The sequence below is a fragment of the Pseudomonas sp. JZ134 genome, from assembly GCF_051027695.1.
Classification (GTDB): Bacteria; Pseudomonadota; Gammaproteobacteria; order Pseudomonadales; family Pseudomonadaceae; genus Chryseomonas; species Chryseomonas luteola.
The window spans coordinates 632,720-654,400 of sequence record NZ_CP069251.1; the positions used below are offsets into that span (position 1 = coordinate 632,720).

Genomic DNA, 21,681 nt, shown 5'->3' on the forward strand with positions numbered 1-21,681 from the left:
TTAGCAGATACGCTGACCACATGCGTGTTCATGCTTTCGCTACTGTTATACGCCGACCGTTAGTCAGTTTTCATTCAAGGTCTTATCCGTTTACACCGATAACGATAAGAGACCAGATGAAGGAGACTGAACATGGCAATCCCGATAACCGGAGCCAGCCCAACAGAAGTCATTGAGCGCGCCCGGCAACTGGGCCTCAGCAAATGGCCAATCCGCGCCGGCCGCACAAAAGAAGGCCACTGGGTACATCACTACTCCATCACCTCCGACGAGCTGATTGCCTATATAGACAGTTTGCTTGTCAGACAATGGAAGAAAAACACATAACTATAAAGGCTTACACTACATTGTTTCGTACAGCCTTGTTCTATATATTTGAAGCAATTTTATATCAATTAACAGCGCTTTTTGACAAAAACCAAACCGCCCCAAATAAGACTTACGCCCTTATTAATTATCCTTTGGACTTTTACTCACGCTCTTTGGCAGCCTCTTAAACGCACCAACAGTTCGCAATCAGCAAAAATATATTATTTACCAATAGATCACAGGCAATCCTACTTATTGCTTATCAAGCTAAACATAGCTGTATTGTTTATCTAAAAAGCAGCCTATGATAATCCGTCGGTCGTCTTATATGGCTTTCCCGATTCTTCTGACTTTTGGGGCATCGGTATTACCCTCTATGGCTCCCAGGGGCATCTGGCCGGACTCATGCTTGGGCGCAACAAGGAGATAGCACTGCGCCTGCAGGTCTACAGTCATTACCGGCATGCTCAACAAGGAGTTGGCTGCTACTATCTTCGTGAATGGTCGCGTGACTTCCCGCCGTTCCGAGGGTCAGCTACGTGCGCTCGCCGTTACGAGCAGAGAACGGCTGCAGGCTTGGCCTTAAATCAAGATCTTTACTGATCCAGCTAAATTATCAGCTTCAACTACACGCTCATTGCTGGCCCAAATTTACAGGGTGCAGCAATTTACAGGGTGCAGCAATCTCCATATTACATTGACCTACAAAAGCGTCAATTGCTGGCACAGGTTTATCTGGAACCTCGCCAAAGTGATAAAAATATAAATTAAGTCGCATAGAACGGAATACTTAATTAGGCTGCGAACCTTTAAAAGCATTACCTATTAATTAATGATTTGTCTGATTAGTTCATAATCACTCTGGCGAGACCACTGCTTTTCTGAAACGCGAACATTGATACGGCCATTCAATTTCGGGTCAATTTTGACGGGATCTTTCAATACCCTTTTGAACGAACCACATCGGTTATCCAGATATATCTGGAGATGAGCCTCTATCTCACCCTATTTAGCATTTCGTCATTGGATAGGCATCGGCTGTAGACTGGTACAGTGACCAATGTCTATTACTGACCGAGCCGGAGAACTTTATAGCCCATGTCGATTGCTGAGGTTCCGATTCGATTTCGCCCAATGGTAACGGAAGACCTGATACATGCCCATGAATTGTCACGTGCCGTAGGCTGGCCCCATCGCCTGCAGGACTGGCAATGGATACACCACGTCAGCCAGGGAATAGTGGCAGAAGACGCACATGGCATATTGGGTACGGCGCTCTGCTGCCTTCAAGGCGATTACGTCAGCCTAGGTCTGGTCATCGTTGATGTGCGGCGACAAGGCCAAGGACTGGGCCGTAAATTGGTCGACCAGGTATTGAACCATACAAGCCCACGCACTCCTCTCCTGGTTGCAACACCACAAGGAGCGCCCCTTTATTCCAGCCAGGGCTTTATTACCTACGAACATATTCATCAACACCAAACCGCGAGCGCACCAGCCCTCCCTCATCATGAGCTACCAGTCGGGCATACGCTGCACGAGATAACATCACAACATTTTCCTCAACTCATTGAATTAGCTTCCAGCGCAACCGGAATGAACCGTGGCCTAGTGCTTGCGGCTTTATTAAAGATCAGTCAGTACGTAATAGGTATTGAGCGGGATAGGCAGCAGGTCGGCTTTGCATTTTTACGCCCGTTTGGGCGCGGTCTGGCTATTGGGCCGGTGGTGGCAGAGTCCGCCGAGCAGGCGAAACTGTTGATTGTTGCCCTACTGTCTCGAGTAGCCGGACAGTTCGTTCGGCTGGACGTCACACACAGTAGTGGGTTAAGCAACTGGTTGACCGATATCGGGATTCCTCAAACGGATAAAGTTGCACAAATGGTCAAGGGTAGTTCCCCCATACCACTGGGCAATGCACTACAAATGGCACTGGCCAATCAAGCCTTGTGCTAACTCTGTTAGCGTCCTGCCTGATCGCATCAGGGGTGATCAGGCAGATTGGCGCTATCAGTCCTTGAACTTTTCAGGTTTCCAATCCGGGAAGATAAGGTCCAAGGTAAACGTCCTCAACTGCTCAGTTGTAAGCTGTCGTCGCTGTGGGTCCCATAATGCAGCCCCTGGACCATAGTTGCGCCCCTCGAAGAAGCGAGAGTCCTGCGGATAGAACCAGATGGTGTTGCCATCCTTGTCCTTGCCCGACATCTTGTCCCAGCCGTAGATGTGATCATCCATATAAGACTTAATAAAGACTGACTGACCGATTGCGTTCGGGTCAGCGTAACGGCCATCCTCAAAGGTCGTAGTAGGATGCCAGGGACGTCCCAACGCGAAACTGCGAGCAGGCACCCCCATCTCTTTCACAATACGACTTTGCAGGAAGATCAGCCCGTAGGGAGACTTGATATCGGTACTGGGCGCGGTGAGATAGCCATAAGGCGGTGCTATATCGGTACGGCGTTGAGCAACGATGTCGCAGTGATCGAACACACTAATCCCTGATCCGAAAATGAAATCAACATGCCCTGTGATCTTGCTTTGAGTGAAATAGCTGCGGCTACCGGTTTTGCTATAAAACGTATCCTGATACCCCTCCAGTCTCACATTGTGAAAACGCGCGCGATCACTGTTACTGTCCAGCAGCAGCGCCACCGCCTGGGTATCCTTTACCTTGGTAGGATCAGTAGCCAGCTTGGCCGCATTGGCCGGAAAGTCGAAGCTGTTTCGAATGGTCAGATTGCGCGCTGTAAAATCAGGCGCGTTCACACTCACGGTGCTGCTGCCTGACGTACCATATTTCTGTCCCTTCTCATCGAGCATGCCCGCGTACACACCAGCACTGATGATGGTCTTGTCCCGCTGCTCGCCTATCAAGGTGATATTAGGGCGAGTGATGCTCAAGCGCTCCTCATAGGTTCCTTTTTTCAGGAAAATGACATAGGGCGACTGGTCTGATGGGGCCGCCTTGATGGCCGCATTAATGGATGTGAATGTGTTGGGTTGCGCCGTTGGTGACACCACCGCCTGGTACTGCACTGCCAATGCCGTCTGGCTGATACATACAAGGCTGACAGTGCCCAAGAGCATGGTGCTGCGTAATAGGGAAGGCATGGACATTGTTGTTATTCCTTCTTATTTGAGTTTTGCAGCCAGCTCAACCAGTGCCGGTTGCTGCGCGATGCCTTCGGCTACTATACCGGCAACCGCCTCGGCGCCCTTCTGCTGGAAGTGGGTACGATCAGGATTATCCAACGTTCCGGAAGTCTGGGTTTTGTAATAGGGATAGCGTGAGTCGTTGGGATCAACCGCAAGCCAATAGGACTTCCAGTCGTCTCGGTGCTGATTGACGAAGCCGATAGTCTTCCGCTCGAGGTCAATGAATGGAATTCGATTGTCCGCAGCCGTTTTGCGAATGGTGGCCGCGTAATCACCTACATAGGCATAGCCGTTTTCGCTGTTCTGCTTGGTCCAGTGGGAACTGCCAACCGGTGTAGTATCACCATTTTCGAAAGCGGGTTTACGCTCTGCAGTCATCACCCGTGTGGTAGGCGTCATAATGATGGGTCTGGCTCCTTGCCGACGCGCCGATGCAATGTAGCGCTCCAAGGAGTTCTGGAATGACAGCTGCGGTTGGCCTTCAGGATATTGCTTGTTGCCATTACTGTCATTGGGATAGGTACACAGGTTTTTCACATCTGCCGCACCACGCACCGGTTTGGCGCTATTACAGTTTTGGTCGTTGTGCCCATGGGCGATGAATACATAGTCACCTGCCTTCATGAAGCGCGCCATCTGTTGATACCAACCCTCGTTATAGAAATCGCGACTCGATCGCCCTGCCCGCGCTCCGTTGAGTACGGCAACACCGCTATCATTCCGAAAGCGTTCCTGGAAGACCTGCCCCCATCCCATCCTGGGTAGTCGGCTTTCCTCGTAGGAAGCCGCAGTGGAGTCACTCACAATCAGGATGCGAACCTTAGCATTCTTTATAGCCTCCAACTCACGCTTGGCACGTAAATAATCAAAAGGCTCATAACCACTGGTGTCATGTGTCGTGCTGACATCGCTAAAACCTACAATAGGGCGAAAACGGATATCAGTCAGGATGGTCCCACTCGCCTCACCACTGTCGTTGTGATAACCCCGGTTGTGGTTGATCACCTGCAACACAGCCGCTGCCCCTTTCCCGTCGTCACGCAAGGGTGTGGTAATAGGGTTGTACCGATCTACATGGCTAACGCCTGCTTGAATCAGTGCTTGCGAAAGGCCTGCCCTCATCGCATTAAGCGGCGCAGTTAGAAACTCCTCGCGCATTTGCCCCGCATTACCACTTTCCACCCACTGTTGAGGACCGATGTACCCAAGCTTCTGGGCGATTTCGGAAACAATCCGATCTGTAAGTGGTGTGATATTGACCGTTGTATTTCCATTACGTGGGAGCGCTGTCACTACCGAGGCCATACAACGCGTCCGAGGTTTATCGTTGTAGCGGCAATTTTGCGTAATGTGTCCGTCGCGCGGTGTAAGATCGGTAGCGGATACCAGTAACGGCGGCGTCAGCGTTGAGGCTTCCAGGCGCCAATGCCCCTTGCGGTCCGTCAGAGCAGTCTTTTGCTTTCCCCACTTATCAATCACTGTGACTTTGGCATTGGTCAAAGGCGCATCGGCCATGACCACTCCATTCAAGAACGTTGCTCCCTGAGCGAATCCTGCACCAGCTAGCAGCAAACACCCCATCAGAGCCGAGCCTTTCATACGCATGCGAATACTCCTCAGTAACTCGACAGCATCCAGAGCTGTACAAGCGAACCGTTGTAAATTCAGTACCGTTAAATGCTCCGAGAGCACGCGCCTATGAGCTGAAGGCGTTAACCTGCTTGACGGAAGAAAAAACAGCCATGTGCCGGGTGACCAAGTAGTAATGCATTGCTGAAACTAGAGAGCGGGTAAGAAGAATCATGCTAGTCCTTTGTTGTTGTTGTTAAGACTTGTTTACTAGCTGGTCTGTTTATCCACCAGCCAAGTATCAACACTGCCAGCTATGCAGGGGTCTAAATCATTAACCAGATTAACTATAAAAGAAGGCCTGAAGATTTATTTTCATCAAACATCCTTCATCTGTACGTCGTCATACAACAAGATCAGTATTTTTTGGCAACGCCGTTTTGTCAAGGGAGTCCACCCACTTCTTTTGAGAATAACCATCGAAGTCGAGGGTTATAGTGGCGCTTTAGCCTCAAATAGCCTTATAGCAGCTAAAGGTTATAAAATTGACTGTCTGTACTTAGCTGCTCAGGAAGCCGCTCGTTCACAAACCGAAGGAATAGCTTCTTAGCTGTTGTCATACCACACAAATAAATTATGATGGGCTCAAGGTGGCGCTCTAAACCCTCTCGTTTATAACAATAAGGATAAATCTATGAGCATCGAACACCCTGCAGCCTTGTCACGCTCAATGAAAAACCAGATTCTGACCATAACAGCGTTAACCTTGGGGTTAACCGTGACCGCGTTACCCTGCTTCGCACTTGATGCGCCGGTTAACGTACAGGTTCCTACACTAGCCTACGATGAGAGCCAGATTGTTCTGGTGTGGGAAAAGCCTGCAAATCCGCAGGATATCCGTGACTATAATGTCTACCTGAACGGTAAATTTCTTGGCAGCGCCACCGCCAATAACAATCGCGTCTCACCTGCCAAGCCTTACATTAATCGTTTTTATGAAGAAGACACAGACGGCTTCCACCACCGTATTACCATCCACAGCTTCACGGCAACGGGTCTGAAGGCAGACACTGAATACCGTTTCACGGTGCGTGCTGTAGATGCTTATGGCAATGAATCCGCTGACAGCAAAGCAGTAGTCCAGCGTACCAGCCGTCTACCCAAAGTGTTCAATGTCGTTCGATACGGCGCTAAAGGAGATGGCAAGACTGTTAACACACATGCCATCCAAGCCGCTATTGATGCTTGCACACCTGGATGCAAGGTGCTCATTCCTGCCGGGACGTTCAAGACTGGTGCACTTTACCTGAAGAGCAACATGACGCTCGAAATTGGACGTGGCGCAACGCTTCTCGGCTCAGAGCGCGGGGAAGACTATCCAGCGAAGGGATATATTCAGTACCCCTACTCCACCACCATCCGTCCCGCCTCCCTTATCAACGCGCTACCCCGCGACCCCTACACAGAAGAGCATTTCGAAAACATCCGTATCGTAGGTAAAGGGATTATCAACGGCAATGGCTGGAGGCGTCTGGAAGACGACACTGATGAGCTGGGACGAGCTTTGCCGGTTTACGTCGCAAGCAATAATACACGCTATATGCAAGACGGCATTCTTGCCAAGGACCAAGTCCAGAGAGCAGTGGCGTCGGGTATAAACGTCAAGGATGCGTACGGCCAAATGCGGTCATCCCTAATCACGCTGCGCAACGTCCGTAACGTATTCTATGGTGACTTTACTGTACTCAATCCAGCCTACCACGGCATCATGAACTTAGAGACGGAAAATGTGGTGATGGCCAACACCACACACAAGACATACGATGCCAATAACGGTGATGGTATTGAATTTGCCAACAGCCGAGGCGCCATGGTTTTCAATAACTTTTTCGAGACGGGTGATGACTGCGTCAACTTCGCAGCAGGGACTGGGGCTGATGCCATTAAACAGAAGCCACAGGAAAATGTCTGGGTCTTCAATAACTACTTTCGTCACGGCCACGGCATGATCGTTGCTGGCAGCCACACCGGGGCATGGATACAGAATATCCTGGCCGAGGATAATGTCTCAGACGGAACCGATGTCGGGCTGCGCATGAAAAGTACCAACTTCATGGGCGGCGGTGTCAGAAATGTCATCTTTCGCGACTCCGCCATTCGTAATAGCGCCAAGCAAGGCTTTATATTCACCTTAGACTATAACGATCCTAACGCCATCCTGGACTACAAGCGCTCGGATATCTCCGGCAAATTTCAGGATATTAAGGTCAGCAACGTTACCGTGGAGAATCCTGTCTCTGCAGCCTTGGAGATCAAGGGCGACAGCGCGCATGATGCTTTCCATGAACGCTTCGAATTTGCCAAGGTGAGTTTCAAAGGAACAGCACCTGCCACTATCAATGGTCTTCGAAACTCGAGCTTTAGAGATATTACCTTTGAAGGAACCGCAAAAAACCCTTGGTCGATTACGAACAGTGCAGACCTAAGCTTTACGCACGTGGTACCACAACCGCTTCAATAATGAACACTCCGGCACTCTCGTGAGCGCTGGAGCCACAATTTGCCGTTGGATAATGGTAATCATATTTGGCAGCAGACATCATTTGGTTGATTAGATTGTTGCCAAACTGCTCAAAGAAGACGAAGTAAGAGAGAATACTACCCTAACGTATTCGATACCTTAACGCACCAGTGTTTTTTCTTACTTGATTCAAGCAATAAAGACAGGACTGGGAAGCCTGCGTTTAGTGTATTGCCTGCTCCCTGCAAAATACATTTCATAAAAAAGCCCGCTAAAGCGGGCTCTTTTTAGCGCTCAGAAAGAGCAAATTCAGTAAGGCTAAACGTCGGAATGCCTGCTTCCTGTAAACGCTTAGAGCCTTGCAATTCTGGCAAATCTACAATAGCAGCTGCTTCAAACACATTAGCCCCCATGCGACGAATCAGGTTTGCCGCAGCAACAAGAGTCCCACCTGTTGCAATAAGGTCATCTACCAGCAGTACAGTGTCTCCTTGCGACAAGCTGTCTTTATGAACCTCAATAACGGAATCACCGTATTCAGTTGTATAGGTCTCGGTAAGCAACTCGGCAGGAAGCTTTCCTTTTTTACGGAAAAGAATTAATGGCTTATTCAGTGCGTAAGCCAATATGGGACCAATCAAGAAGCCCCTGGCATCCAACGCTCCCACATGCGTGAACTCAGCCTCAACATAGCGCTGAATCAAACTGTCCACAGTCATTCTTAAGGCACGTGGCGATTGAAACAACGGGGTAATATCCCGAAAAATCACACCCGGCTTAGGAAAATCAGGTACAGCACGGATATAAGATTTCAGGTTAGAGGCATCGCAGCTCATAACAACACTCAGGTACAAAATTGGCGAAAAGACAGTATAACTGGACTAGGCTGGTTTGCCGAATAGAGATGCGTCGCTAGATAAACTGTTCCAACTCCACAAACCTATTTTATCCGCACAAAGCAAAACCCCCGGGCGGTTAGGCCTGGGGGTTTTGGGTATAGGTGCTTGACGATGACCTACTCTCACATGGGGAGACCCCACACTACCATCGGCGATGCATCGTTTCACTTCTGAGTTCGGAAAGGGATCAGGTGGTTCCAACGCTCTATGGTCGTCAAGCAATTCGGGTGGGGAACCGGTGTCTAGTCGTTTCCCCGAATGGGTATGTGATCGGTATTTGCGGTTCAACCAAGCTTTCGGCTGGTCTTTACCAAACAACAGATTGTTTGGGTGTTATATGGTCAAGCCTCACGGGCAATTAGTATCGGTTAGCTCAACGCCTCACAGCGCTTACACACCCGACCTATCAACGTTGTAGTCTTCAACGGCCCTTCAGGAAGCTCAAGGCTCCAGTGAGATCTCATCTTGAGGCAAGTTTCCCGCTTAGATGCTTTCAGCGGTTATCTTTTCCGAACATAGCTACCCGGCAATGCCACTGGCGTGACAACCGGAACACCAGAGGTTCGTCCACTCCGGTCCTCTCGTACTAGGAGCAGCCCCTCTCAAATCTCAAACGTCCACGGCAGATAGGGACCGAACTGTCTCACGACGTTCTAAACCCAGCTCGCGTACCACTTTAAATGGCGAACAGCCATACCCTTGGGACCGGCTTCAGCCCCAGGATGTGATGAGCCGACATCGAGGTGCCAAACACCGCCGTCGATATGAACTCTTGGGCGGTATCAGCCTGTTATCCCCGGAGTACCTTTTATCCGTTGAGCGATGGCCCTTCCATACAGAACCACCGGATCACTAAGACCTACTTTCGTACCTGCTCGACGTGTCTGTCTCGCAGTCAAGCGCGCTTTTGCCTTTATACTCTGCGACCGATTTCCGACCGGTCTGAGCGCACCTTCGTACTCCTCCGTTACTCTTTAGGAGGAGACCGCCCCAGTCAAACTGCCCACCATACACTGTCCTCGATCCGGATAACGGACCAGAGTTAGAACCTCAAGCATGCCAGGGTGGTATTTCAAGGATGGCTCCATGGGAACTGGCGTCCCCACTTCAAAGCCTCCCACCTATCCTACACAAGCAGGCTCAAAGTCCAGTGCAAAGCTACAGTAAAGGTTCACGGGGTCTTTCCGTCTAGCCGCGGATACACTGCATCTTCACAGCGATTTCAATTTCACTGAGTCTCGGGTGGAGACAGCGCCGCCATCGTTACGCCATTCGTGCAGGTCGGAACTTACCCGACAAGGAATTTCGCTACCTTAGGACCGTTATAGTTACGGCCGCCGTTTACCGGGGCTTCGATCAAGAGCTTCGCTTGCGCTAACCCCATCAATTAACCTTCCGGCACCGGGCAGGCGTCACACCCTATACGTCCACTTTCGTGTTTGCAGAGTGCTGTGTTTTTAATAAACAGTCGCAGCGGCCTGGTATCTTCGACCGGCATGAGCTTACGGAGCAAGTCCTTCACCCTCACCGGCGCACCTTCTCCCGAAGTTACGGTGCCATTTTGCCTAGTTCCTTCACCCGAGTTCTCTCAAGCGCCTTGGTATTCTCTACCCGACCACCTGTGTCGGTTTGGGGTACGATTTCTAATTACCTGAAGCTTAGAGGCTTTTCCTGGAAGCATGGCATCAACCACTTCCTCTTCATAAGAAGAGTCGTCATCAGCTCTCGGCCTTAACTGTCCGGATTTACCTAAACAGTCAGCCTACCGCCTTAAACTTGGACAACCAACGCCAAGCTGGCCTAGCCTTCTCCGTCCCCCCATCGCAGTAATTAGAAGTACAGGAATATTAACCTGTTTCCCATCGACTACGCCTTTCAGCCTCGCCTTAGGGGTCGACTCACCCTGCGTCGATTAACGTTGCGCAGGAACCCTTGGTCTTTCGGCGTGCGAGTTTTTCACTCGCATTGTCGTTACTCATGTCAGCATTCGCACTTCTGATACCTCCAGCAAGCTTCTCAACTCACCTTCACAGGCTTACAGAACGCTCCTCTACCGCTCATCTTGCGATGAACCCGTAGCTTCGGTGTGTAGTTTGAGCCCCGTTACATCTTCCGCGCAGGCCGACTCGACTAGTGAGCTATTACGCTTTCTTTAAAGGGTGGCTGCTTCTAAGCCAACCTCCTAGCTGTCTAAGCCTTCCCACATCGTTTACCACTTAACTACAACTTTGGGACCTTAGCTGACGGTCTGGGTTGTTTCCCTTTTCACGACGGACGTTAGCACCCGCCGTGTGTCTCCCATGCTTGCACTTCTGGGTATTCGGAGTTTGCATCGGTTTGGTAAGTCGGGATGACCCCCTAGCCGAAACAGTGCTCTACCCCCCAGAGTGATACATGAGGCGCTACCTAAATAGCTTTCGAGGAGAACCAGCTATCTCCGAGCTTGATTAGCCTTTCACTCCGATCCACAAGTCATCCCCTGCCTTTTCAACGGAAGTGGGTTCGGTCCTCCAGTCAGTGTTACCTAACCTTCAACCTGCTCATGGATAGATCGCCCGGTTTCGGGTCTATACCCAGCGACTAAAACGCCCTATTAAGACTCGCTTTCGCTACGCCTTCCCTATACGGTTAAGCTTGCCACTGAATATAAGTCGCTGACCCATTATACAAAAGGTACGCAGTCACCCAACAAAGTGGGCTCCCACTGCTTGTACGCATACGGTTTCAGGTTCTATTTCACTCCCCTCTCCGGGGTTCTTTTCGCCTTTCCCTCACGGTACTGGTTCACTATCGGTCAGTCAGTAGTATTTAGCCTTGGAGGATGGTCCCCCCATATTCAGACAACGTTTCACGTGCGCCGTCCTACTCGATTTCACTCAAAAGATCCTTTCACCTACGGGGCTATCACCCACTATGGCCGCACTTTCCAGAGCGTTCGGTTAAAATCAATTGAGCTTAAGGGCTAGTCCCCGTTCGCTCGCCACTACTTAGGGAATCTCGGTTGATTTCTTTTCCTCAGGGTACTTAGATGTTTCAGTTCCCCTGGTTCGCCTCTCACACCTATGGATTCAGTGTGAGATACCTGACTTATGTCAGGTGGGTTCCCCCATTCAGAGATCTCCGGATCACAGTCTATTTGCCGACTCCCCGAAGCTTATCGCAGGCTATCACGTCTTTCATCGCCTCTGACTGCCAAGGCATCCACCGTATGCGCTTATTCACTTGACCATATAACCCCAAAGAATCTGAAGTTATGTTTGGTTTGGAACACGACATTCGCCGAAAACTTGCGCTTGAACTCGCAAATTTACCTTGACCACATAGTCTGCAGTGAAACAGCCTATGTGTTCGTACTTCTATCACATACCCAAATTTTTAAAGAACAGTCTGAAAACAAAGTTCAGAAGTCAATGCTCCGACCCAACCCTTAGGGGGGGTAAGCACTCAGTTCTGAGCTTTAACGCGGTGTTAGATGGTGGAGCCAAGGAGGATCGAACTCCTGACCTCCTGCGTGCAAAGCAGGCGCTCTCCCAGCTGAGCTATGGCCCCATCGATTGGTGGGTCTGGGCAGATTCGAACTGCCGACCTCACCCTTATCAGGGGTGCGCTCTAACCAACTGAGCTACAGACCCAATCGTCTAACGCTTGAGTCTTGACTCATCTCGCGTCTTTATTTCAGTGAATCAAGCAATTCGTGTGGGAGCTTATGCCAAAGCTGGGATCTATCGATTAAGGAGGTGATCCAGCCGCAGGTTCCCCTACGGCTACCTTGTTACGACTTCACCCCAGTCATGAATCACACCGTGGTAACCGTCCTCCCGAAGGTTAGACTAGCTACTTCTGGTGCAACCCACTCCCATGGTGTGACGGGCGGTGTGTACAAGGCCCGGGAACGTATTCACCGTGACGTTCTGATTCACGATTACTAGCGATTCCGACTTCACGCAGTCGAGTTGCAGACTGCGATCCGGACTACGATCGGTTTTATGGGATTAGCTCCACCTCGCGGTTTGGCAACCCTTTGTACCGACCATTGTAGCACGTGTGTAGCCCAGGCCGTAAGGGCCATGATGACTTGACGTCATCCCCACCTTCCTCCGGTTTGTCACCGGCAGTCTCCTTAGAGTGCCCACCATAATGTGCTGGTAACTAAGGACAAGGGTTGCGCTCGTTACGGGACTTAACCCAACATCTCACGACACGAGCTGACGACAGCCATGCAGCACCTGTGTCAGAGTTCCCGAAGGCACCAATCCATCTCTGGAAAGTTCTCTGCATGTCAAGGCCTGGTAAGGTTCTTCGCGTTGCTTCGAATTAAACCACATGCTCCACCGCTTGTGCGGGCCCCCGTCAATTCATTTGAGTTTTAACCTTGCGGCCGTACTCCCCAGGCGGTCAACTTATTGCGTTAGCTGCGCCACTAAAGTCTCAAGGACCCCAACGGCTAGTTGACATCGTTTACGGCGTGGACTACCAGGGTATCTAATCCTGTTTGCTCCCCACGCTTTCGCACCTCAGTGTCAGTATCAGTCCAGGTGGTCGCCTTCGCCACTGGTGTTCCTTCCTATATCTACGCATTTCACCGCTACACAGGAAATTCCACCACCCTCTACCGTACTCTAGCCAGGCAGTTTTGGATGCAGTTCCCAGGTTGAGCCCGGGGATTTCACATTCAACTTACCAAGCCACCTACGCGCGCTTTACGCCCAGTAATTCCGATTAACGCTTGCACCCTCTGTATTACCGCGGCTGCTGGCACAGAGTTAGCCGGTGCTTATTCTGCTGGTAACGTCAAAGCTGCAACGTATTAGGTTACAACCCTTCCTCCCAGCTTAAAGTGCTTTACGACCCGAGGGCCTTCTTCACACACGCGGCATGGCTGGATCAGGCTTTCGCCCATTGTCCAATATTCCCCACTGCTGCCTCCCGTAGGAGTCTGGACCGTGTCTCAGTTCCAGTGTGACTGATCATCCTCTCAGACCAGTTACGGATCGTCGCCTTGGTGAGCCGTTACCCCACCAACTAGCTAATCCGACCTAGGCTCATCTGATAGCGTGAGGTCCGAAGATCCCCCACTTTCTCCCGTAGGACGTATGCGGTATTAGCGTTCCTTTCGAAACGTTGTCCCCCACTACCAGGCAGATTCCTAGGCATTACTCACCCGTCCGCCGCTGAATCAGAGAGCAAGCTCTCCTCATCCGCTCGACTTGCATGTGTTAGGCCTGCCGCCAGCGTTCAATCTGAGCCATGATCAAACTCTTCAGTTCAAACATATCCGGGTTTTGAGAAAACCCTAAACTTGGCTCAGCAATCGCAAATAAACTCTCGAATTCACGAGTGTTACTTGTCTTGCTGATAATCTTGTCGATCCATCAGTCTTACAGCACAAGCACCCACACGAATTGCTTGATTCAACTTGTTAAAGAGCGGTTGGTTAAGACCTTGTCTCAACCGAGGCGCGCATTCTACGCTAACCTCTTGTCCTGTCAAGCATTTTGTTCAACCGGTCTAACCCGCTGAACCGCTTGCCGGACCTGCCGGATCAGGAAACCTGTTCTGGCAGCGGGAGGCGTATTCTACACAAGCCCAGGGGCTTGTCAACTACCGCTTCCCTCTTTCCGCTTCTGCCAGACCGGAGGCCTGACCCTGACCAAACAGCTAATCCATTGATCTACAAGGATTTTTGCTGTTCCGTTGCAGCGGAAGTGGGGCGCACTATAGGCCCCTCCGCTCACAGGTCAAGCTTTATTTGAACATCTTGGATAAGCGTTACGCAGAGAACTCTTTAAGAAAGAAGTCTAGATAGTGTGCCTCGATAGGTGCATGAGGTGCGAGGCATTTCACAAGAGTAAGACGGAATGCTCTACCACAAACGATTGAAGCTGACTCAGTTCTAATTTTGAAGCCGCTAAAAGGAACGGCTTTTAAACCTATCAGTCATTACCCTAGCTGCTATCTACCAGAAATACTTAGCGCATAGAGAGCAGCTGGTTGATGAATTTACAAATACAGGGTTTCTAAATGGCTTTTTTCTTAAACAAAAGCAAAGTGGTAAGCATTAACGCAAGACGCTGCGCCAAAAGCCCTACCCAAATACATAGTGTTGAGGGGGATCGTAAGAACTCAGGAAACCAACCGCTATCCAGTCATAATCAGCACATAGGATTCTTTGGAATTTAGAAGCCGCTCGGGCTTGACCGCAATAGTCGCAACAGCCTATGGCTTACCACTGGGTTGCTTCTTTTCCTTTGATGACCGTCAGCCTTATGAAGGCCTCGTCATTGTCCATTCATTGGTCTTCCTAGCCGATGCCTTTTCGCATGGTCTTATGGTTTTTGTCGATTATCGTACTGCCCCTCTCTTACCAGGAGCAGATCCAAGCGCTCTTTCGACTAAAAAATCTACTAACCGTTAAAAGGCTGGAAGAGCAACACTATTACGATATCAACTCCGCTATGACTGTAACGCTGGAATTATTGCTTATTTATGTGTTGTCCATGTTCTTTTTGGACAGACTATTCAGGCGTCTAAATATCCTGTCAGAGCAGGCGCTAACCCGATCCTCCCCTATTGACGCACTACGAGGCGTACTCTCTACCACTGTGGTCTGCTGCCACTTTATGGTGACCTACCAATGGAAGACCACTGGTGAATGGGCAGGCTCAGACAGCAGTGCGCTCCTGAACAATATGGGGGCGGTTCCCGTCACGCTCTTTTTCATGATTACAGGCTTTCTATTCTTTGGAAAAATTTATCAGCGCAAGCCTGACTGGCCACATATATTCCAGTCTCGATTCTGGAGAATCATGCCATTGTACGCATTCGTCGTGGCAGTAGTCGTATTTATCAGCTTGTATCGAACCGGATTTGATCTGGTATCGCTTACTCAACTGGCCAAGGAAAGCCTGAGATGGGTTGTTTTTCTTGGTGCCTCTTTTAATGGCTTTCAAGAGAGTCGCATCATTACGGCCGGCGTCCAGTGGACGTTGAAATATGAATGGTTCTTTTATCTAGCCCTTCCTGTTCTCGCAGCGCTGATCAACCGCGAAAACTATGGCCGCTACCTTGCCCTATCTCTCATCGTGGTAGTAGCTGCATTACCTGCAGCACAATTGGAAGTGTTAAAGCTCCATTTCTTGCTATTCTTTATTGCCGGATTTATCCCCGTGCTGATCAAGCGACACCGGCCAGCATGGATTGATTATCTAAAGAAACCTGTCTATGGCGCTCTGGCAATAGCTCTCATTGCATATAGCATGACAATGCCGGATTACTTTTCTGTACCTCAGATTTTGCTTCTTAGCATAGCGTTCGCCATTATTGCACTGGGTAACGATCTATTTGGATTATTAAGTAGTTACGGTTTGAAGGCTTTAGGTGAAATTAGCTACAGCGTTTATTTGATTCACGGGCTGGTGCTATATAGCCTCTTTTCTTGGTTACAGGTCTATCCTTTTATAGACAGCAATGTTTCCCACTACATTATGCTTCTGCCTTTGGTGCTGGTATTGGTATGCGGGCTTTCCCTGTTAACTTTCCTGGGAATAGAAAAGCCTTTCATGTTGAAGCCGAGAAAAGGCGTAAACACCATACCGCCTCTCTAAAAAGATCTGGGTGTCATAGTTTCAACTATGACACCCATGTTTTCAATAATTTAAAATCCCTAATAAACCAGAACGATCTCCAGATACTGTTTTGGCTTTAATTCTGAACATATCATTTGATCGAATGTTCTCATGCACCTAGAAGAAAATGAAACCCGATAAAGTGGGCTTTAAAAATTTTCCGTTAATCAAGCAAAAAGAAATTCTCTGGATGAAGCCAAAGCGATGTTTGCACCTAAACCTCCTTTAAATCATACGGATAAAAAGGCTCTACTGGAAAATGCAAGAATGCTATGAGTTTTACTTTCAATCACTATAAGTCCCCACCAGATGGCAAAGTATATCAGTCCCAACATGTCCAAAAATTTACATAGCCTTTACCTGGAACGGGTATCGTCTTTACAACAGAAAGGCTTTAATGCGAGGGCAAGCGAACGATCCGTTGTTTGGTTTGTAACACGTCATCAGCCACCCCAGAAGCAGTGATTTCCCCCGTTGCTGCTTTTTTACTGGGGTGGTCTTTTTCAGGACGCACCAATCAAACGCGCGCTATCAAAGTAGCGTGAAGTGGCTAACGTTTGGTTAAGATCAGGCGTGCAAAGCTAGCTGCCAAACAGCGGCCTTACCGCAGTATGGCGGAAACCGTTTGCCTTTAACGATAGGCGAGGCCGTGCGAGGAGCACCTATAACTGTCCAGATGCCACTTTCTGGACACGTCTGACCTGTTGTGCACTGGGTACCGATAGGGGTGATAGTAGGCATATCTACTACTTCTGCAGTATTACTTCTCATGACAATACAAACGTAGCTGACTATGGTCTGTTGAGGTTAACGCAGCGCTGTTGTTTTGCAACTGGCTTATATCGGCTGGTCTGCCAAAGATGACTAACGGCATGACTATGTATAAATGAGAACGATCTCCATGGCTCCGCTACGCTTAATAGGATGAAAGTCAACCAAAAAACCGTTACAGACTATTTAAGACAGATTAATATTACACTGATATCACAGCCTTGATCATCCAGTCATATAAATAAGGCACCTCATGCCTCACATCAGTACTGGCTATAGTATGCATAAAACAGGATGGCCTTAGGATTGGAGCTGCTATAGCAGAAAATAGTACTTAAGAAAGATACGATTACTTTTAGCAAAAGGCTCTGTTGAGCACGACTGCTTACCTGTGACCGAGTAATATTGCGTTATGATCTTCGATAGACCTTTATCTGAAATTCCTAAAGCCAACGACACCTCTTCGCTAGTCTAGTAAGCGGTTTTATTTTTACTGTATAAATTTCTTACATCGATCCTATCTCAAGAACTAAGTCATGAGATTTGGGTTCGATATGACCTCTTCGCAGATCATCCCAGCGATCGCTGTCTCTGGTTTGCTTGTGCGTTTACCAGACGTATCAAGGCTCACTTATGCTTCATGTGCGACAACTTCATAAAAGCTACCCCACCCCTCAGGGCATTCTGCCGGTACTTCGAGGTATAGATTTAGATCTGCAGCGTGGTGGCAGTCTGGCTCTTATGGGCGAGTCGGGAAGTGGTAAAAGCACACTCCTTCATCTTATCGCTGGACTCGACAAGGCAGATAGTGGCCGCATCGATATCGATGGAAAGGCATTACACTCACTTAACGAACAAGCGCTGGCTGACTGGCGTCGCTGTGAGATTGGCCTGATTTTTCAGCAGTTCAACCTCATCGGCAGTCTGACGGTAGAGGATAATCTAGCTTTTCAGGCGCGGCTTGCGGGACGGCACAATCCATTGTGGCAGGCCCAGCTTGCCGAGCAACTGGGTCTGAGCGAGTTATTGCAACGGTACCCAGAGCAGCTTTCGGGAGGACAACAACAGCGTGTAGCATTGGGTCGAGCCCTGGCATCACGTCCGGCGTTAGTACTGGCTGATGAACCGACCGGTAACCTGGACGAAGTAACTAGCGCCCAAGTACTCAAGCTGTTGCTGGATCTGGTAGACCGTAGTGGCTGTACGCTGCTGATGGTTACTCATAGCCCACAGGTAGCGGCACAGTTGCAGCAACGCGTCGTGTTGCGGGCAGGCCAAATTGCTACCCCTATGGGAAGCTAACGATGGGTGTTGTGTATTGGTCTGTGCGCAGCCTAATCAGTCACTGGCGAAAACACCCCGTGCAGTTTTTCAGTCTATTTACCGGGCTCTGGCTAGCCACGGCATTATTGACTGGCGTTCAGGCGCTTAACAGCCAGGCAAGGCAAAGCTATGCGCAGGCCAGTCAGCTCATTGGCGGTTTACCTCAAGCGACACTTTCTGCACGTAATGGCGGACTTATTTCTCAGGAAAGCTTTCTTGCGTTACGCCGACAGGGATGGCCCGTGTCACCAATGTTACAAGGCAGCGCCATTATTCAAGGTCAAACACGCCGTCTGCAAATCATGGGTATCGAACCAGTGAGCCTGCCGGTGGGCTCGTCCATAGCGGGCGAACCGACCGAAACACAGGACTTGATGGCGTTCATTAGTCCACCTGGGCAAACCTGGGTTGCTAACCAAACACTACATGAGTTGAACCTGCAGGAGGGTGAGCAGCCTTACCTGGTTAATGGGCAACGCCTCCCGCCAATAACAGGTAAGTCAGGCATGGCTCCCGGCATGTTGCTAGTCGACATCGGAGTAGCCCAGCGGCTACTTGAGGCACCGGACCAACTCTCACGTCTTGTTTTCCCAGCAAATTTTCAGGCACCCCTTCCTTCTCCGTGGAATGAACGATTGCAATGGCAGCCCCATTCAAATGAAAACGACCCGGGACAGCTCACCGAAAGTTTCCACCTCAACCTAATGGCGCTTGGGCTGTTAGCCTTTGCAGTTGGATTGTTTATTGTACACGCGGCTATCGGGCTGGCCTTGGAGCAACGAAGACCCTTATTGCGTACATTGCGCGCCAGCGGTGTAAGTGTTCAAAAACTCCTGATAGCGCTGACTGGAGAACTGATAGCGCTCGCGTTGCTAGGGGGGCTGGCAGGTATTGTTAGCGGCTACGTACTGGCCAGCCTACTCTTACCAAACGTGGCAGCCAGCTTACGAGGTTTATATGGTGCTGAGGTAGCCGGAGAGCTCTCTCTCAGTCCAATCTGGTGGCTAGGTAGCCTGGGACTTAGCCTTCTGGGTGCGCTGTTGGCGGGCGCAAACAGTTTATGGCGCGCCGCTCGGTTGCCATTGCTAGGACTCGCCAATAGCGAGGCTTGGCATCAGGCCCACCGTGCCTGGCTAAAACGCCAAGGATGGATCGCCGCTGTTGCAGCAGCGGTTGCCTTCATTGCCTGGCTGACAGGCAATAGCCTGGCGGCAGGTTTCGTCATGATGGGCAGCCTACTGCTCGCGGCAGCTCTAGGTCTGCCGGTAGCGCTCAGCGGCCTGCTGAGACTAGCACCTGCCTCCATGCGGTCACCATTACTGGGCTGGTTTATTGCCGACTGCCGACAACAGTTACCTGGCCTGAGTCTGGCCCTCATGGCTTTGTTGTTAGCCCTTGCCGCTAATATTGGTGCCGGCAGTATGACTGAAGGGTTTCGGCATACCTTTAGTGTCTGGCTGGATCAGCGCCTTTCTGCCGAACTTTATATCCGCCCAGCTAGCTCGAATCAGATGCAAGAGATGGCTAACTGGCTAACAGCGCGTCCTGAAGTTGATCGTGTTTTGGCAGGTCTTGAGCTTGAAACGCAATTGGGTGGTTGGCCTTTGACCATTGCAGGCGTAGAGGATGATGAGCTTTACCGCAACCATTGGCCTTTACTAGAGGCACGAGCAGGTAACCCTTGGGACGCACTCTTCAAGGGCGATAGCGTCATGCTTAGTGAACAACTGGCTCGGCATTTAAACGTTGAAATAGGCGACACGGTAAAACTACCGGCAGCCGAAGGGGCATGGCTTGCCAAGATCGTGGGTATCTACGCGGATTATGGAAACCCTCGTGGCCATGTTCTGGTAGATGCTAAGGCAATGAAAGCCCATTGGCCCAACCTGCCGGTAAGCCGTTATGCGCTGCGTATGGAGCCCTCCGCCGTTGGCAACCTGAAACAGGCCATCAAGGATACGTTTGCTCTCGATGACTCCCGTCTTGTGGATCAGGTACAGCTCAAACAATGGGCAACACAGGTGTTTGAGCGCACGTTCAGTGCAACCTCGGCCCTTAATACGCTGACGCTGGGCGTAGCAGGTGTTGCGCTCTTTATTGCTTTATTAACGCAAAGCCAGAGCCGCCTTGGGCAACTCGCGCCGTTATGGGCTATGGGGGTTACGCGGCGCCAGCTGATGCTGCTTAACGTAGGTCAGACGTGGCTGCTAACACTGCTAACATTGCTCCTGGCGATTCCTCTGGGCATTCTGCTGGCATGGTGCCTGGTAGCCGTGATTAATGTTCAGGCCTTTGGGTGGCGTTTGCCACTTCAGGTTTTTCCGGATCAGCTGATGCGTCTGGCAGGACTCGCTCTACTGGCTACCTGGCTGGCCTCAGCTTGGCCTCTCTGGACCCTGTGGCGGAGCCGCCCGGTTGACTTGCTGAGGGTACTGTCCGATGAACGCTAGGATTGGCTGTCTGGTTGTAGGCCTTTTTGTCCTAGGCGGATGCGATGACTCTTCATCCAAAGGACAAGGCTTTGCCGGTCTGGGCCAGGAAAGCAAGGGCTTTGCTCAGGTCGTACCGGGCAAGGTGTTCTCTTTTCCAGCCGATCATGGCGCCCATCCTGATTTTCGTATCGAGTGGTGGTATGTCACTGCCAACCTAAAGGACGCTGCCGGCAATGACTATGGCGTGCAATGGACGCTTTTTCGTAGTGCCATGCGTCCCGCAGCCGACCAGCCCGGCTGGGGCAACGGGAATCTGTGGTTAGGTCACGCGGGACTGACTACCCGCACGCAGCAACTCCATGCCCAGACACAGGCGCGAGGGGGCGTTGGACAGGCCGGCGTGACAGCTGAACCCTTTGCTGCCTGGATTGATGATTGGTCAATGCAAGGCGAAGCATCGTCAGATCTTAAAGTGCAAGCCCGTGGCGATACGTTCTCTTATCAGCTCCAGTTGACGTCAGATCAGCCACTTGTGCTCCAAGGGGACCAAGGCTTGAGTCGCAAGTCAGCCAGAGGCCAAGCGTCTTATTACTACAGCCAACCTTTTTTCCGCGCACAGGGTGTATTGAAAATCGAGGGCAAACCCGTGGCCGTAAGCGGCACGGCCTGGCTTGATCGCGAATGGAGTAGTCAGCCGCTCTCGGAAGATCAGCACGGATGGGACTGGTTTTCGCTACACCTGCAGGATGGTCGACAACTCATGGTGTTCCGCTTGCGACAGGCAGATGGCGATAACTACCTGAGCGGTACGTGGATAAAGGCCGACGGCCAGACCGAACCCCTGCAAAGAGACGAAATCGAGTTGAAAGCCTTGGATGAACATTTGATCGCGGGGCGGAAAATTCCAACGCGCTGGTCTTTGTCCCTAGTCAAACGCGGGCTTAACATTGAGGTGTCAGCCATTAATCCCAACGCTTGGATGGATGTGGGAACACCCTATTGGGAAGGGCCCGTACGCGTACAAGGCAGCGAAACCGGAATCGGCTATCTGGAAATGACAGGTTACTGAGCCTGCG

10 protein-coding genes, 2 tRNA genes and 3 rRNA genes are annotated in these 21,681 nt (G+C 50.5%); 7 read left to right on the forward strand and 8 right to left on the reverse strand.

All coding sequences use genetic code 11. The features are described 5' to 3' along the window. Positions 1-132: 132 nt before the first annotated feature. Positions 133-327 carry a hypothetical protein gene (locus JQR86_RS22360; protein WP_010798688.1) on the forward strand — a complete coding sequence of 65 codons (195 nt, stop codon included), beginning with the start codon at positions 133-135 and terminating at the stop codon, positions 325-327. Positions 328-1,407: 1,080 nt separating this feature from the next. Further along, entirely contained in the window at positions 1,408-2,265 is an 858-nt protein-coding gene (locus JQR86_RS22365) for a GNAT family N-acetyltransferase (protein ID WP_407363546.1), read from the forward strand. Between the two features lie 54 nt (positions 2,266-2,319). On the opposite strand, the gene JQR86_RS22370 is transcribed toward JQR86_RS22365, so the two are convergent. Then, positions 2,320-3,420 carry a pectinesterase family protein gene (locus JQR86_RS22370; RefSeq protein ID WP_434155481.1) on the reverse strand — a complete coding sequence of 367 codons (1,101 nt, stop codon included), beginning with the start codon at positions 3,418-3,420 and terminating at the stop codon, positions 2,320-2,322. Between the two features lie 21 nt (positions 3,421-3,441). Then, entirely contained in the window at positions 3,442-5,070 is a 1,629-nt protein-coding gene (locus tag JQR86_RS22375) for an SGNH/GDSL hydrolase family protein (RefSeq protein WP_434155109.1), read from the reverse strand. A 658-nt stretch (positions 5,071-5,728) separates the two neighbouring features. On the opposite strand from JQR86_RS22375, the gene JQR86_RS22380 reads away from it, so the two are divergent. Further along, positions 5,729-7,555, forward strand: a complete 1,827-nt coding sequence (locus JQR86_RS22380) for a glycosyl hydrolase family 28 protein (protein WP_434155111.1) — start codon at positions 5,729-5,731, stop codon at positions 7,553-7,555. A 287-nt stretch (positions 7,556-7,842) separates the two neighbouring features. Here JQR86_RS22380 and JQR86_RS22385 read toward each other — a convergent pair whose 3' ends face one another. The 6 genes from JQR86_RS22385 to JQR86_RS22410 all read right to left on the reverse strand — a co-directional run bounded on the left by JQR86_RS22385 (position 7,843) and on the right by JQR86_RS22410 (position 13,721). Beyond that, positions 7,843-8,391: an adenine phosphoribosyltransferase gene (locus JQR86_RS22385; protein ID WP_010798695.1), complete on the reverse strand. Its 549-nt coding sequence runs from the start codon at positions 8,389-8,391 to the stop codon at positions 7,843-7,845. A 166-nt stretch (positions 8,392-8,557) separates the two neighbouring features. Then, positions 8,558-8,673, reverse strand: a 5S ribosomal RNA gene (gene rrf / locus JQR86_RS22390). Between the two features lie 118 nt (positions 8,674-8,791). After that, positions 8,792-11,682: ribosomal RNA gene (locus tag JQR86_RS22395) — 23S ribosomal RNA — on the reverse strand. Between the two features lie 245 nt (positions 11,683-11,927). Further along, a tRNA-Ala gene (locus JQR86_RS22400) sits at positions 11,928-12,003 on the reverse strand. 6 nt (positions 12,004-12,009) lie between these two features. After that, positions 12,010-12,086: transfer RNA gene (locus tag JQR86_RS22405), tRNA-Ile, on the reverse strand. Positions 12,087-12,184: 98 nt separating this feature from the next. After that, positions 12,185-13,721: ribosomal RNA gene (locus JQR86_RS22410) — 16S ribosomal RNA — on the reverse strand. The 16S, 23S and 5S rRNA genes sit together here with 2 tRNA genes alongside, the layout of an rRNA operon. Positions 13,722-14,789: 1,068 nt before the next feature. Here JQR86_RS22410 and JQR86_RS22415 point away from each other — a divergent pair. The 4 genes from JQR86_RS22415 to JQR86_RS22430 all read left to right on the forward strand — a co-directional run bounded on the left by JQR86_RS22415 (position 14,790) and on the right by JQR86_RS22430 (position 21,674). Next, positions 14,790-16,058, forward strand: a complete 1,269-nt coding sequence (locus JQR86_RS22415) for an acyltransferase family protein (protein WP_286787367.1) — start codon at positions 14,790-14,792, stop codon at positions 16,056-16,058. Between the two features lie 1,425 nt (positions 16,059-17,483). Next, complete coding sequence (locus JQR86_RS22420; protein ID WP_010798697.1) at positions 17,484-18,152, forward strand: ABC transporter ATP-binding protein; 669 nt, start codon at positions 17,484-17,486, stop codon at positions 18,150-18,152. A gap of 2 nt (positions 18,153-18,154) precedes the next feature. After that, on the forward strand, positions 18,155-20,623 hold the full coding sequence (locus tag JQR86_RS22425) for an ABC transporter permease (protein WP_434155115.1): 2,469 nt from the start codon (positions 18,155-18,157) through the stop codon (positions 20,621-20,623). Then, positions 20,613-21,674 carry a lipocalin-like domain-containing protein gene (locus JQR86_RS22430; RefSeq protein ID WP_434155117.1) on the forward strand — a complete coding sequence of 354 codons (1,062 nt, stop codon included), beginning with the start codon at positions 20,613-20,615 and terminating at the stop codon, positions 21,672-21,674. Before JQR86_RS22425 ends, JQR86_RS22430 begins: the two co-directional genes overlap by 11 nt. Positions 21,675-21,681 lie beyond the last annotated feature (7 nt).

Coding starts and splice junctions, on each gene's coding strand:
- JQR86_RS22360 (WP_010798688.1), top strand. CDS start 133: ATGGCAATCCCGATAACCGGAGCCAGCCCAACAGAAGTCATTGAGCGC.
- JQR86_RS22365 (WP_407363546.1), top strand. CDS start 1,408: ATGTCGATTGCTGAGGTTCCGATTCGATTTCGCCCAATGGTAACGGAA.
- JQR86_RS22370 (WP_434155481.1), bottom strand. CDS start 3,420: ATGCCTTCCCTATTACGCAGCACCATGCTCTTGGGCACTGTCAGCCTT.
- JQR86_RS22375 (WP_434155109.1), bottom strand. CDS start 5,070: ATGCGTATGAAAGGCTCGGCTCTGATGGGGTGTTTGCTGCTAGCTGGT.
- JQR86_RS22380 (WP_434155111.1), top strand. CDS start 5,729: ATGAGCATCGAACACCCTGCAGCCTTGTCACGCTCAATGAAAAACCAG.
- JQR86_RS22385 (WP_010798695.1), bottom strand. CDS start 8,391: ATGAGCTGCGATGCCTCTAACCTGAAATCTTATATCCGTGCTGTACCT.
- JQR86_RS22420 (WP_010798697.1), top strand. CDS start 17,484: ATGCTTCATGTGCGACAACTTCATAAAAGCTACCCCACCCCTCAGGGC.
- JQR86_RS22425 (WP_434155115.1), top strand. CDS start 18,155: ATGGGTGTTGTGTATTGGTCTGTGCGCAGCCTAATCAGTCACTGGCGA.
- JQR86_RS22430 (WP_434155117.1), top strand. CDS start 20,613: ATGAACGCTAGGATTGGCTGTCTGGTTGTAGGCCTTTTTGTCCTAGGC.